Source organism: Bradyrhizobium sp. LMG 9283, assembly GCF_045571415.1.
Lineage (GTDB): Bacteria > Pseudomonadota > Alphaproteobacteria > Rhizobiales > Xanthobacteraceae > Bradyrhizobium.
On record NZ_CP120691.1, the window covers coordinates 7,167,223 to 7,180,359 of the forward strand.

The 13,137-nt window shown below is 60.7% G+C and carries 9 protein-coding genes and 4 pseudogenes; 2 read left to right on the forward strand and 11 right to left on the reverse strand.

Annotated features, from left to right (window positions below; translation table 11 throughout):
- Nucleotides 1–203 precede the first annotated feature (203 nt).
- The 3 genes and pseudogenes from P6U29_RS33485 to P6U29_RS33495 form a co-directional block, all read right to left on the reverse strand.
- Nucleotides 204–1,124 (reverse strand): TauD/TfdA dioxygenase family protein, encoded by a 921-nt coding sequence (locus P6U29_RS33485; RefSeq protein WP_407114554.1) that lies wholly within the window; start codon nt 1,122–1,124, stop codon nt 204–206.
- Between the two features lie 585 nt (nt 1,125–1,709).
- Nucleotides 1,710–2,751: pseudogene (locus P6U29_RS33490) on the reverse strand (IS110 family transposase).
- 82 nt (nt 2,752–2,833) lie between these two features.
- A pseudogene (locus tag P6U29_RS33495) lies at nt 2,834–3,028 on the reverse strand (IS3 family transposase); the annotation flags it as partial.
- 129 nt (nt 3,029–3,157) lie between these two features.
- On the opposite strand from P6U29_RS33495, the gene P6U29_RS33500 reads away from it, so the two are divergent.
- Nucleotides 3,158–3,595: a hypothetical protein gene (locus P6U29_RS33500; RefSeq protein ID WP_407112424.1), complete on the forward strand. Its 438-nt coding sequence runs from the start codon at nt 3,158–3,160 to the stop codon at nt 3,593–3,595.
- Here the strand turns inward: P6U29_RS33500 and tnpC are convergent, their stop codons facing one another.
- The 4 genes and pseudogenes from tnpC to P6U29_RS33520 form a co-directional block, all read right to left on the reverse strand.
- Nucleotides 3,596–5,224: an IS66 family transposase gene (tnpC, locus tag P6U29_RS33505; protein ID WP_407112425.1), complete on the reverse strand. Its 1,629-nt coding sequence runs from the start codon at nt 5,222–5,224 to the stop codon at nt 3,596–3,598. It lies immediately after the preceding gene.
- 54 nt (nt 5,225–5,278) lie between these two features.
- A complete protein-coding gene (gene tnpB, locus P6U29_RS33510) occupies nt 5,279–5,629 on the reverse strand; it encodes an IS66 family insertion sequence element accessory protein TnpB (RefSeq protein WP_407112426.1) in 351 nt (116 codons plus the stop codon).
- Nucleotides 5,626–6,075 carry an IS66-like element accessory protein TnpA gene (gene tnpA / locus P6U29_RS33515; protein ID WP_407114555.1) on the reverse strand — a complete coding sequence of 150 codons (450 nt, stop codon included), beginning with the start codon at nt 6,073–6,075 and terminating at the stop codon, nt 5,626–5,628. The genes tnpB and tnpA overlap by 4 nt, the downstream gene beginning before the upstream one ends.
- A gap of 84 nt (nt 6,076–6,159) precedes the next feature.
- A pseudogene (locus P6U29_RS33520) lies at nt 6,160–6,255 on the reverse strand (integrase core domain-containing protein); the annotation flags it as partial.
- An 80-nt stretch (nt 6,256–6,335) separates the two neighbouring features.
- On the opposite strand from P6U29_RS33520, the gene P6U29_RS33525 reads away from it, so the two are divergent.
- Entirely contained in the window at nt 6,336–7,358 is a 1,023-nt protein-coding gene (locus P6U29_RS33525; RefSeq protein ID WP_407114556.1) for an IS110 family transposase, read from the forward strand.
- A 257-nt stretch (nt 7,359–7,615) separates the two neighbouring features.
- Here P6U29_RS33525 and P6U29_RS33530 read toward each other — a convergent pair.
- The 4 genes and pseudogenes from P6U29_RS33530 to P6U29_RS33545 form a co-directional block, all read right to left on the reverse strand.
- A pseudogene (locus P6U29_RS33530) lies at nt 7,616–8,535 on the reverse strand (IS3 family transposase); the annotation flags it as partial.
- 204 nt (nt 8,536–8,739) lie between these two features.
- Complete coding sequence (locus P6U29_RS33535; RefSeq protein WP_407114557.1) at nt 8,740–9,807, reverse strand: D-alanine--D-alanine ligase family protein; 1,068 nt, start codon at nt 9,805–9,807, stop codon at nt 8,740–8,742.
- Between the two features lie 472 nt (nt 9,808–10,279).
- On the reverse strand, nt 10,280–11,551 hold the full coding sequence (locus P6U29_RS33540; RefSeq protein WP_407114558.1) for a Coenzyme F420 hydrogenase/dehydrogenase, beta subunit C-terminal domain: 1,272 nt from the start codon (nt 11,549–11,551) through the stop codon (nt 10,280–10,282).
- A 68-nt stretch (nt 11,552–11,619) separates the two neighbouring features.
- Entirely contained in the window at nt 11,620–13,095 is a 1,476-nt protein-coding gene (locus P6U29_RS33545) for a 3-hydroxyacyl-CoA dehydrogenase NAD-binding domain-containing protein (protein ID WP_407114559.1), read from the reverse strand.
- Between the last annotated feature and the right edge of the window lie 42 nt (nt 13,096–13,137).

Here is a 13,137-nt window from a genome sequence, read left to right on the forward strand (position 1 = left end):
GATCCCGCAGTATCCTCTTGGCGATGCCGTTCAATCCATTTTCGCGGGCAGACGCCTACACCGCATGCGGCAGCCCCCGGCGTCTGCCCACTCGGCACCAGCCGCGCAACGTGCTCTCCCAATCGGTTCCTCGCGCGGTGCTAAAGCTTCGATAACTACAGCTTCGCAACCGGAGGCGGATGGGCCCTGTTGAAAGCCGGCAGCTACACAGACTTGGCGGCTGGCTGCTTGACTCGCGTGACGCTGTATCGGCCATCGACGCTGACGGGCACTTCGCCATCGATTGCGGCGCGACGAACAACGCGACGCTGATCGCCGTAATCCTTAGCGGCATAATGTTGCGTCGCCCGATTGTCCCAAATCGCGACATCGCCCTCCTTCCAGCTCCAGCGCACTGTGTTTTCGGGCGTTATGATGTGAGACTGGAACAGGTCGAACAGCTTTTGGCCATCATATTTCGGGATGTCAACAAAGCGCTGCGCCAAATAGCCGAGCACCAACGTACGCTCGCTGGTGTCGGGATGCACCCGCACGACGGGATGCTCTGTCTCATAGATCTTTGAGGTGTAGACCTCGTCATGATACTTCTTATCAGCCTCGGTGGGCCGGTTCATTATGGAGTAATCGTAGGAGTTGCTGTGAACGGCCCAGAGCTGTTCGGCAAGCCTTTGCAGCGGCGGTGGTAGGTCAAGATAGGCGGCCGCGGTGTTTGACCAGACTGTATCGCCGCCTAATGGCGGAATCACAGCGCCTCGCAGCACTAGAATCTTGGGATAAGCATCGACGAAGGTCGTATCCGTGTGCCACACGTCAGCCCAGTGGCCACCACGGCCCGAATCAAGCTCTATGATGGACGCTGTTCCCTTGGTGACATGCATCGTCGGATGTCGCACAAGCTTTCCCAGACGGAGGGCAAATCGCTCTTGCTCGGCGTCATCGAGATGACCCTGATCCCGCAAGAAGATGACCTTGCGCTCGAGCAGCAAGCCGTTGATTGCAGCGATCGTCTCGTCGGGCAGATCGCCCGACAGCTTGATATTCCTGAGTTCAGCGCCGATGCGCGGTGCTCGTTTGACAATATCGGCACGAGGAATGACATTGTTGATCACGGTGGTTTTAGTCATGGCGACTGCCTCCAACTTTTGTTCTGGCTGCTCCCAAGCAATCACTGTGCCAGCCACGAAAATACGAGTGAAGCGATTGACTCCGAAGGAAATACTATGCGTATTTCAAGCTTATCTGTATTGTCGCGAACACAACGTGCAATTTGGCCAGCCAGCACGACCTCGCTCTTAGCGACGCTCGAAATTAGAACGAGCAGGTCATCTGCAATTCCCGCACGGCGCCTCAGAGTTCCGCAAGTTCCTCGACGAGATCGAGGCCGCCGACTCGCGCTGTCTCGAGTTCATCTCGTCACCAGTGACCTTGCCCCCATATGTGGAACGGCCCGCGAGGCAAGAGCTTCTTCAGTCGATTTCACACATTGGGACGGTGCGGTCATATGTCCGGCCTTTGCGCGCGGCACATGGCCGCTGGCCTCGATGAGATCCGCGGAACGAGGAGCTAAATCAAGTTTACGCGTTTGAGCGCATTGGGGGCAGTAGCTTCACTCGTTTCGGGATGTCGTCCCATGGGGTCATCGGCTGTTGTTGCACCTTGCCCTCTGCCGGCCTGCGCCGGTCAGATCGCTTTGGCGGTCACTGCGTCCATCAGACGGCGGCCGCGGCAGTCAGCGGGTCGGGACGTCGGTACGTCCCGCCCTTGTTCAGAAGCGCCCAGATGATCCGCGCCGTCTTGTTGGCCTGCGCGACCGCGGCAACCTTGAAGGGCCGTCTGGCGAGAAGCCGCCTTCAGCCACGGCCGCGCCCGAGCGTCGTTTCGGACAACCCGCAAGACGGCCGTTGCCCCGACAACGAGCAGAGAGCGGAGTTCCGGATTTCCCATCTTCGATATTCGTCCCAGCCGCTCTTTGCCTCCGCTTGAATGAGACCGCGGCGTCAATCCCAGCCAGGCGGCAAAGTGGCGAGCCGACTTGAACCCGCCGGGATCCGGCACAAGCGCCTTGATGGTCGCCGCCGTAATGGCGCCGACGCCAGGGATTGTGGTCAACCGACGCATGTCCTCGTCGCGCTTGGCCTCCACGACGATTGCGCGCTCGAGCCTCTCGATCTGGTCGGCTGAAGCTTCAATCTCGTCGGCAATAGCCCTCAGCGCGAAGCGCGCTGCTGCGGGCAGGCGAGCATCTGTCTCATCCCGTATGATTGCGACCAGCGCCTCAACCTTTGCCAGGCCGGCGGTGGCGATGATCCCCAATTCTGCCAGATGCGCGCGCAACGCGTTGACCGCCTGCGTTCGCTGCCGCACTAGAAGAGCGCGGGTCTTCAGCACCATCGCGGCAGCCTGTTGCTCAGCCGTCTTAATCGGCACGAAGCGCATAGTCTTTCGGGTCACCGCTTCGCTGATGGCCTCCGCGTCCGCCGCATCTGTCTTACCACGCTTGACGAAGGGTTTGACATAAGCCGGCGGAATGAGCCGCACCTCATGACCGAGAGCTGCGATCTCGCGCGCCCAATAGTGGGCGCTACCGCAGGCTTCCATCCCCACCAGGCATGGTGGCAGTTTCTCGAAGAAGCGCAGAACCTCGCTGCGCCGCAATTTCCTGTTGAACACGGGCGAGCCCTCCGCATCCGCGCCGTGAACCTGGAAAACGTGCTTGGCCAAATCTAACCCGATGGTACTAACCTGTTTCACGGAACGGTCCCTCCTTTGTGGCGTTCGAACAACGACCACGTTCTAGCACTTTGATGCTGTTGGAGCGGGCCGTTCCACCACATCAAGTTTTATCCATCCTGAGTTCGCTCCGGTCGTTGGATTTGCCCGGTTGGGCGGTGGGAGCGACGGGAGCTGGCGCGGAGCCTTCGGCATAGCGCAGCGCCAGATCCCGGCGCGGGTGACAGGTGAAGGCGAACTCGGACGGCGTTTTCCATCCGAGCTGCGAGTGGGGTCGGGCATCGTTGTAATGTGAGCGTCACGATAGTATCACCGGTGCCCGGGCTTGACTTGCGCGGAATGCTTTGGATAGCGCGGTCGGGATGATTGACGCCGCCGGCGCGCGGTGATGGGGTGACCCTGGTTCGGAGCGGGTAACGAGATCAGAATGACCAGCGAGTCGCAGCTGCGCGAGAAGCTTCGGAAGATCGAGGCCTTGTTCGCAGGTGCCGGAACTGCTGGTGAGCGCCTTGCGGCGGAAGCCGCGCTGCAGCGGGTGCGAGCTAGGGTCGAGGAACTCGCTCGCCACGATCCAGCGATCGAACAGCAATTCTCACTTCCCGACCAATGGTCTCGGCATCTTTTTCTGGCGCTTTGCCGCCGATATGGGCTGCGGCCGTTTCGTTATCACCGGCAGCGACGCAACACGGTGATGGTCCGTGCATCACGAGGCTTCGTCGATCGAGTCCTGCTGCCGGAGTTCACCGAGCTGGATGGTGCGCTGCAAGTGTATCTGCACGAGGTGACGCTGCGCGTGATCCGCGAAGAGATCTACGACGACGCCAGCGATGCGCAGGAAGTTCCTGACGCCTTGCCGTCGAACTGATCAAGCGGCGAGCTTTGCCTCCGAACCGTCGCGTTCGGCCTTCCAATTCCACGGCAGCAGCGTGTTCAGCTGATTGATCTTGGTGCGTCCAGAGACGATGCGCTCGAGAACATCGGTCAGATAGTGCCGCGGGTCGATGTCTTGCAGCTTTGCCGAGTTGATGAGCGAGGCGAGAATGGCCCATGTCTCGCCGCCGCCTTCATTGCCGGCGAACAAGTAGTTCTTCTTTCCCAGGCCTATCGGCTTGATGCTGCGCTCGACCGTATTGCTGTCTATTTCGATGCGTCCGTCATCGATGAAGCGCGTCAGGCCGTCCCAATGGTTGAGGGTGTAGCGGATGGCTTTGCCCAGACCGGACTTCTTCGAGACTTCCAGCAGTCGCGCTTCGAGCCAGGGTTTGAAGTCCTCGATCAGCGGCTTGGTGTCGGTTTGCCGCACCGCAGCCCGATGCGCCGCTGGCAGACCGCGGATGCGATCCTCAATGGCGTAGAACATCGCGATCCGTTGCAGCGCTTCCGCGGCAATCGGCGACTTCGTCGCGACGTGAACGTCCCAGAACTTCCGCCGCGCATGCGCAAAGCAGAACGCGAGCTGCACCAGATGGCCGCCGTTCTTGATCAGGCCCTTGTAGGCGGCATAGCCGTCGACCTGCAGGATGCCGTGGTAGTCCCCGAACAGCTGCTTGGCGCGGATCGCCTTGCGATCCTCGGCAAACATGTAGACCACCGCCGGCGGCGCCGGGCCACCCCACGGACGGTCATCGGTGGCGATCGCCCAGAACTGGCAGACTTTAGTCCGGCCACGGCCGGGATCGAGAACCGGCAGCGGCGTCTCGTCGGCAAACAGCCGCGGGTAGGACATCACTGTGTCGCGCAACAACGTGTGAAGCGGCTTCAGCCACCAGGCGGCGCGGCCCATCCACGAGGCCAGCGTTTGCCGGTCGAGCGTGATGCCTTGGGCGGCAAACATCTGTTCCTGGCGATACAGCGGCAGCTGGTACCCGTATTTCATCACCGCGATGTGGGCCAGCAACGCTTCCGTCACCATCCCACCGTCGATCGCCTGGGCCGGCGCGGGTGCCTGCAGGACACCCTGGCGGCATCCCCGGCAGCCGTACCGCGGGCGCACAATGCGCTTGACCCGGTACTGCATCGGAATGACGTCGAAGGCTTCCTTGACGGTCTCCCCGATCTTGTGCAGCTGCTCGCCGCAGCAGGGGCAGATCTGGCTCTCCATATCGATCACGACATCGATGCGCGGCAAATGCTCCGGAAGCTTCCCACGGTTGCGTCGCGCCGGTCGCTTTCCACGGTCCTCCGCTCCGTCGGGCAGCCTGCCTCCGGTCACGTCGTCGTTGGCGGCGGCACGAACCGCCTGTGCCGTGATGGTGAAGAGAGACAGCTGTCCGAGATCCAGTGTCTCGGAGCGGGGACCGAAGATCGTGCGCTTGTACTGGGACAGGATCATCAGGAGCTTGTCGTTCTCCTGGATCGCAGCGTCGCGTTGGGCGATTGCCGCATCACGCTCGGCCGAAAGCGAGCTGCATTCCGCCGACAACGCCGCAAGCCGTGACGATAGCACTATCACGGTTTGACGGAGCAATGCTGGATCGAAAGGCAAATCACTCATGCAGAGTGTTTCTACAACAACTCCGCATGAGTGACGAACGACTTCTAATAAGGATCAACCAGCTCGTGCTGGCTGATCCACAACTCGCATCGGCAGACGCTTCCAGTCCGAGCCATCGAGCAGCACCGAGAGCTGAGCATGAGATAGCGGCATGACGCCTCCCTTGATCGGCGGCCAGGTGAACTGTCCCTCGATTCTTTTGTAGTAAAGGACAAGGCCGCTCCCATCCCAGGTCAGGATCTTCACGCGATCTCGGCGCTTGGAGCGGAAGACATAAAGTCCGCCGTCGAACGGATCGGCTCCAAAGGCCTCGCTCACCAGCATCGCCAACGAGTCCATGCCGCGGCGGAAATCGACCGGCTGCGTCGCAATCCAGATCGACAACCCAGATCGAAGCCCGATCATCGACCAATCGCCCCGACTGCCGCCAGCACCTCGCACAGTGCCCGCCGGTCGATTGTCCCCCTGACACGGATCCGAACCGCGCCGACCTCGATCTCGATCGCCGCCTGCTCCCCACTCGGCAATTTGCTCCCGCAGCCGATGATCGCGGCCGGCACAAAGCCAGGTAGCATGCCTCTGTCCCCGCGCCCCGCGACTTGCGCCTGCGTTGCCTGGCGACGCCAGAGAAACAACAGGCTTGGACTGATATCGTGCCGCCGCGCCACCGCGGACACGCTCGCCCCCGGCGCAAAACTCTCCGCAACAATCGCCGCCTTCGCGTCGGTCGACCAGCGCCGACGCCGGCCCGTCCCCGTGATGATCTCGATGCGCTGCAGCGTGTCGGCGCCGTCTTCAAGGATAGACGTATGCCTATCCTTATCGCTATCCTTACGACTATCCTTGGACATTGTGACCTCGCGACAAACCATTCCGCGAGATATTCTTAGCCGACCAGATCAGCCCTCAGTGCGTGGTCCCTGGATGACGCTCACGTTGTAATCGGCCCGCCAGCATCCGAGTGCGACGCGCGCCTGGGCCAGTGACGTGAACAGCGTCTCGTTCAACAATTCATCCCGCAGCCGGCCGTTGATGGGGAAGACGGCCCCCCTCCCTCGGCGCCGGCGATATACTGGCGATGGACGAACCCGCTAACAGGAGCAATTCACCAATGGAAGTCGCGACAATTGGGTTGGACATTTCGAAGCACGTATTTCACATCCATGCAGTTGATGGCCAAGGCCAAGTGGCCGGTCGCCAACGCCTCCGGCGAGGCGAGATCGTGTCGTTCTTCTCCTCGCTCGCACCTTGCCTAGTCGGCATTGAGGCCTGTGCGACTGCTCACCACTGGGCGCGGGAGATTCGGCAGTTTGGACACGATGTGAGATTGATCCCGCCAGCCTATGTTAAACCCTACGTACGAAGAGGAGCCAAGAATGACGCCGCTGACGCGGCCGCGATCTGCGAAGCGGTCACCCGTCCCAATATGCGGTTCGTTCCAATCAAGAGCGTGGAGAACCAGGGCTTCTTGATGCTTCATCGTGCAAGAGGCTTGTTGGTCCGCCAACGCACCATGACAGCCTGCGCCATTCGGGCTCACTTTGCTGAGTTCGGAATCATTGTCGGACAAGGCCGGCAACGGGTGGATGGTCTGGTCGACTTGTTGGATGACGAGGAACTGACACTACCGGCCCACGCCCGCATCGCACTGGCCGTCCTTGTGAACCAACTGAAGGAATTGGGCCGGCAGGTCGAGGCCATCGAGCGCGAGCTGGCTCAGATCCAGCGAGTAAATCCGATGGCGAAGTTGCTGTCGTCGATTCCCGGGATCGGTCCCATAACGGCCACGGCTCTCGCCGCGACCGTGCCGGACGCGACCATGTTCCGCTCCGGGCGGGAATTCGCGGCCTGGCTTGGCCTGACGCCTAAGCAGAATTCCACCGGCGGGAAGGATCGGCTCGGCCGGATTACGAAACAGGGCGATTCCTATCTCAGGCACTTGCTTGTCATCGGAGCGCGTAACGTCGTTCGGTACCCAAAGGTACGCTCCCGGGTTGGAGACGGCTGGATCGAAGCCCTGCTTGGACGGCGTCGGCCCATGGTCGTCGCCATCGCCGTTGCCAACAAGTTGGCACGGATCGTCTGGGCGATGATGACGACCGGGGAATTCTATCGGCCTAAGCTCGCGACCTGAATGTCGCGTATGTTGGCCACCTTATGGTGTGAGGGCAGATGACAGCATGATGGACACCGGCGGAGCTGGGGATCGAGCAAGCCCGAAGAGCTTTAAGCGCAACAAGCGCGACCCGTTGATGAGGCCTCGATCCGCGATCTCCATCAGGGCCAGCGGCCATGGCATCGGTCGCACAAACAGGCCGTATACATGAACGCACCCGACCGGTATCCAAAGTGCTGCTGAAATCCCTTGCATCCGCGGGGCCGTCTATACATGAAGCTCTCGATGAAGGCATTCTGCATGGGCTTGCCCGGCGCAATGTAGTGCCAGGCGACGCGGCTCTGATCCGCCCATGTCAGGATGGCGTTGCTGGTCAGCTCGCTGCCGTTGTCGCTGACCACCATTTTCGGCTTGCCGCGCTCGATCATCAGCCGGTCCAGTTCCCGCGCCACGCGGATGCCGGAGAGCGAGGTATCGGCCACCAGCGCCAGGCACTCGCGGGTGCAGTCATCGACCACGGTGAGGACGCGGAAGCGGCGGCCGCAGGTCAGCTGATCCGACACGAAGTCGAGCGACCAGCGCTCGTTCGGCCCCATCGGCACCGTCATCGGCGCCCTGGTCCCGATGGCGCGCTTGCGGCCGCCACGGCGGCGCACTGCAAGCTTCTCTTCCCGGTACAGCCGGAACAGCTTCTTGTGGTTGACCCTATAGCCCTCCCGCTTGAGCAGGACATGCACGCGCCGATAGCCGAAGCGGCGGCGCTCGTGCGCGATCGCCTTCATGCGCTGGTGAAGGCCGCCATCGTCCGTCCGGATCGTCTTGTATCTCACAGTCATGCGGCAGCTGCCGATGGTTTTACACGCCCGCCGTTCGCTCATCCCGTGGGCATCCATGAGATGGGCGACAGCTTTCCGCCTCCTCGCGGGCGTCACCATTTCTTTCCCAGCAAGTCCTTCAGCGCGACATTGTCGAGCATGGCATCCGCCAGCAGCCGCTTCAGCCGCGTGTTCTCATCCTCCAGCGCCTTCAGCCGCTTAGCCTCCGACACCTCCATACCGCCGAACTTCGCCCTCCATTTGTAGATGCTGGCGTCGCTGACGCCATGCTTGCGGCACAGGTCGGCAACCGAAACGCCGGCCTCGTGCTCCTTCAAAATCCCGATGATCTGCTCTTCCGAAAAGCGGCTGCGCTTCATGCTCTGGTCCTTGTCGTGGGCCAGAACGAACTTCAAACTGGATTAAGCCCGTGGGGCAAGGTCACCAGAGCGCCCGTTTGTTGAGCGCTTCTGGTCGCCCGCAGCTCCGTTCCCCTTCAGGTTTCGAACCATGCCTAAGATCAAGTCTAAGCTTTTACACACTCTTGATTCCGAACCGCCCTCTCGCAATCCTCAGGGGCCAAGTCATCGGACTGCCCTCGATTTCTCAGAGCGCTTGATCGCGTATTCGAGCAGCCTTTGTACCAAGACATTATATGGGATACCCGATTCCTGCATCATCCTCGGAAACAAGCTTGAGGGAGTAAGGCCGGGCAGAGTGCCCACCTCATTAATCAGAAGTTCCCCATTGGGTCGCATAAAAAAATCCACCCTTGCCAACCCCTCACAGCCGATCACTGCGAACGCCTCGCAAGATAATGCCTTCGTTCGATCAGCCGTCGCTTCATCGACATCTGCCTTCGTCTTAACTATGACTCCCGTCTCATTATCCATTTTCGCCTCATACGTGAAGAAGGCGTCAATGTCCTTCGGAATGATCTCGCTCGGCCATGAACAGAGCAATTTATTCGGTTGATCGACGTCCTGCAAAACCGCACACTCGAGCTCGCGCGCCTGTACGTGCTCCTCCACCAAAACCTTGCTGCCATAGCTAAACGCGTGATCGACAGCAGCCTGAAACTCTGGTTCGCAGGTTACTTTGCGAACGCCAATAGAAGAATGAAGGCGCGACGGCTTTACAAATAGCGAGCGACTACAGAGCGTTTGTTGGGCAAACTGAAACTTGACCTCGTCTCGAGCCCCCAGAACCAAAGACCGTGCGACGGGGAAGCCAGCGTCACGCAATATTCGCTTGGTGATTTCCTTATCCATCGATATCGCCGGCGTCGGTATCCGGGATCCTACAAACGGCACCTGCGCTGTTTCCAGTACGCCTTGTACAATGCCCTCCTCAAGGATCGGTAACACTACGTCAACGTGACGTACTCTGCCTTCCTCATTTCGCCCATGGACAAGCGCTTTGCCGCCCCCTCCCGGCAGGAAGGCTATTTGAACACCTGGCGAATCCACTTGTGAGGGAAACTCCTCCGTATTCTCGTGTAGCCACCAGCGACCATCCCGTGAGACACCCACGAGGATCGGGTTATAGCGTTTCCGGTCCAAGGCCTCATAAACGGATCGAGCAACGATCGTTGAGACGTCGTGCTCGGCGGATCGGCCGCCAAATATTAGCGCCACGTTTAGGATGGTCATGATCAACGTCCCTCCGCTTCGAACAAACTCTTCGACGTGCCAACGTGAATAAGTCACAGCGCGAAGGAAGCACCGGCAACGATGATCTGCAACTACTAAGAAAAGGGGTTGTGATGGTGAAACATCGCCTCAGGTGGAACATTCTCGAGCGGCGATGATTTCGTGATTTCCGCAGTTGGATAGCCATTTCACGCGATCATGGTAAAACGACGTGGGTGGCCTGCCTTTAAAGTCAACGACTAAATCTTTTAGAGCAGTTGGCCGCCGTTAGAAGCTCGCCAGTCAAGGCTGCTGCACTTTACCGGCGAGTCCGATAGAGACCGATCGACGCTGCGCGTGGGATGTAGGAACTGAGCATCGCCAAGCCAAGGACATTAGGTCCATCGGCAGGTCGCGCCGGCCAGGCGTCTGCATGCGCGGTCTGTTGGTGCTGGCGCGAGTTGGCACCAGGTATGACTTTCAAGGGCTGAGCCTAGATCAGGTGCTCCCGGTTCTCCCTGGTGAGCACGCGCCTGACCGTTCCTACGAACTGCTGTAAGATGCCGCGCACGCCGGCACGCTTCAGGCCGTCTATCGTGCGGTACCCAACAACCCTGAGGGTCCTTTGCCCCATGAGCCGGAGGGCTAACAAAGCGACGGATGCGGCAGCCTTTCTGTGATGGTTGGGATGCATCTGTTCGATTTCCTGGACCGAAACCGGTGCAACCTCAAGACATCTTGCGTCGATGGCGCCGTGGAGCAACTCTTCGCCGGCTGGAGTGCGAACGACCGCCACGTTGGTTCCCGGTGCCTCCGCGTAAACAGGCTTGCCGTTCCGAAGGTTCCAGCCATCGGGCACGGCTATGTCCGCGACTTCGCCCACTCCATCAGGGCAGATCTTGCAGCGAAACGGGAATTCGTAGCCGAATTTCCCCATGCGATAGGCATTTGCATAAGGCAGATCGTAAACGGCCCCGTCGCGGGTCTGCACCCGGAGTGGGCCAGGCCATCCCTCCCCACGATATCGATATAAGGCGACATCCAGCTCGTCGACGCGGTGGTGGCGCATGACCGCTTTGGCAATATGTTCGGAGTGAACGCCGCCACAGAAATTGCTCAACATGTAGGGGATCATCTGCTCGACGCGCGGATCGATACGTCCGAGGGCACGGACGGCCGAAATGTCGCAAGGTTTGCCGATCACGGCAAAGCGCTTACCGTCGTCGAGCAGCCGGTGCACATTAACGAGAGGCGACGACGGACCGTAGCGAGACTGAGCGCCGCGCAGCACTTCGTCCGGCGTCCTCGATATCGTGGACGTTGTCAGCCACGGCTTCCGATCGTCCGCGCGGACATGAAGCACCGCATGAACGCGGGCACTGGTAAGGAGATATCGCCCGAGCGCCGTCAACGTGCCGCCTGCGGCGCCCTTGTGACGGACGATCGGGTCGCTCGCCCAGGATCTGTGTATCTCGCGCATAGGTCCCCACACCGGATGAAGGGTGACCCCTTGAGGTCTGCCGGGCCCTTGGACCGACACACCCGGGCAGACGGCGATGATCTGCTCGTTCTGTTCGGCTAGCACTTCATCTCGGACTAGAGGCCGCATGTTGCCTTCGATATTGATGCCCATCGATATCGCAGGACCGACGATACTCTCGCACAGGCCGCAGCCGGTGCATAGGCCGGCGCCAACCACGTCCTCGACGTTTCGGGCGGGCGCGGCGAAGAACGCTCGCTTGCTGCGCAACTTCTTGCGGGCCATTCGGGGGCCTCCTGAACGTCTTGAGCCTGGTAAGCGGCTGGCTGGTGGGGTGCGTGCTGCCGGCGAGTTCATATTTTAGCCCAAACGCGTGCGCCGACGTGCTCCGGACTCGGCAGGTTGGTGTGCAGCCGCGCCAGCTCCAGCAGGCGTTCGCGCACGTTTCCCTGCACGATTTCGCTGCAATCGTTACCGGCGCGGACGTGAAGCAGCATCTGCTCGCCCGTGGTCGCCGGCTCCTCGTCACCTTCGCGCGCGAGCACGTGGAAAAGGTGAAGGCGTTGGTCATCGACGCCCAGGACCTGCGTATGGATCTGAACGCGGTCGCCGGCTTGCAAGGCCCGAAGATGGGACACATGCGTCTCGATCGTTTTGTAACGGCCACTCTTTGAGAGGTACTCGCCTTCGACACCGATTAAATGAAGCAGGGCATCTGTCGCGACGCCGAAGAGCTCGATAATACGGCTCTCTTTGATCTGCCCATTAACATCGATCGAGTCGGACGGCATCTCTATCGTCGGCATCTGAAGCGGGCTTGAACTGTTGGTGAGCAGGGCAGCAACGCGTTCGCGCAGCCCCTGCTCCCAGCGCGCGAGCGTCTCGCCCGCGCCATACCGCTCTGCCCGCAAGCCCCGCAGCACAGCGATCAGGCAATCATCGCGCTTCTGTTCGAACTCAGGTGCGGTCAGATTGTCGGCCCGTGCATCTGACTGCTCGACTAGTTTGTCAAGGAACGTGTCGGTATACTCGGGAAAGTCGGTGAGCTTCGTCCAGGGCGAAGTCAGCTCGGGTCCCCATTTCTGCATGAACTGGCGCATGGCGTTTCCTCCGCCACCGATTCGGAAGGGACCTACGATTGCGCGGCGGAGCCCGAAGGAGTAGCGGACGGCATCGTCAACCTCCTCCACCGTTGCCACATCATCGCGCACAAGCCACAGCGCCTCGCGCCACATCGCCTCCTGCAGCCGGTTCGCGATGAACCCATCCACCTCTTTGCGCACTACGAGCGGATGCATCCCCACTGACCGAAAGATCTCCGCGGCCTGTTCCAGCGACTCGGGCGCCGTGCTCTGTCCGGCGCACAGTTCAACCAACGGCAACAAATATACTGGGTTGAACGGATGCGCAACGAGCAGGCGCTCAGGGTAGTCCACACCCGCCTGCAGCAACGATGGCCGTAACCCCGAAGTCGAGGAGCAGATCAGTGTTTCTGGCGCCGCAGCGCGGCTGGCCGCCGCAAGCAGCTGCTGCTTGACTTCCAAGCGCTCCGACACAGATTCTTGCACCAGTTCTACACCGCGCACCGCATCCGGAATCGAGTTCACGACCGTCAGCGCCCCCTCGACCGGCAATGGGACTTGGGTCAGCCTTCGGTACGCCCGCCGCGCGCTGGCCAACTTCTCCTGCACGCGCTCGACCGCACTGGACGACCGGCCATACAGCCGCACGTCCACCCCGTTGAGAATAAACCGCGCGGCCCACCCGCCGCCGATCACCCCGGTCCCCAGTAGTCCAACCGTTAACGGCCGCATCTTAGTCTTAGACATGAACTTTGGCCTCTCAGACATGAACCTTGAGCGCGAGCTTCT

Excerpts from the sequence above, each read along its gene's own strand:
- P6U29_RS33485 (WP_407114554.1), bottom strand. The coding sequence starts at position 1,124 with ATGACTAAAACCACCGTGATCAACAATGTCATTCCTCGTGCCGATATT.
- P6U29_RS33500 (WP_407112424.1), top strand. The coding sequence starts at position 3,158 with ATGACCAGCGAGTCGCAGCTGCGCGAGAAGCTTCGGAAGATCGAGGCC.
- tnpC (WP_407112425.1), bottom strand. The coding sequence starts at position 5,224 with ATGAGTGATTTGCCTTTCGATCCAGCATTGCTCCGTCAAACCGTGATA.
- tnpB (WP_407112426.1), bottom strand. The coding sequence starts at position 5,629 with ATGATCGGGCTTCGATCTGGGTTGTCGATCTGGATTGCGACGCAGCCG.
- tnpA (WP_407114555.1), bottom strand. The coding sequence starts at position 6,075 with ATGTCCAAGGATAGTCGTAAGGATAGCGATAAGGATAGGCATACGTCT.
- P6U29_RS33525 (WP_407114556.1), top strand. The coding sequence starts at position 6,336 with ATGGAAGTCGCGACAATTGGGTTGGACATTTCGAAGCACGTATTTCAC.
- P6U29_RS33535 (WP_407114557.1), bottom strand. The coding sequence starts at position 9,807 with ATGACCATCCTAAACGTGGCGCTAATATTTGGCGGCCGATCCGCCGAG.
- P6U29_RS33540 (WP_407114558.1), bottom strand. The coding sequence starts at position 11,551 with ATGGCCCGCAAGAAGTTGCGCAGCAAGCGAGCGTTCTTCGCCGCGCCC.
- P6U29_RS33545 (WP_407114559.1), bottom strand. The coding sequence starts at position 13,095 with ATGTCTAAGACTAAGATGCGGCCGTTAACGGTTGGACTACTGGGGACC.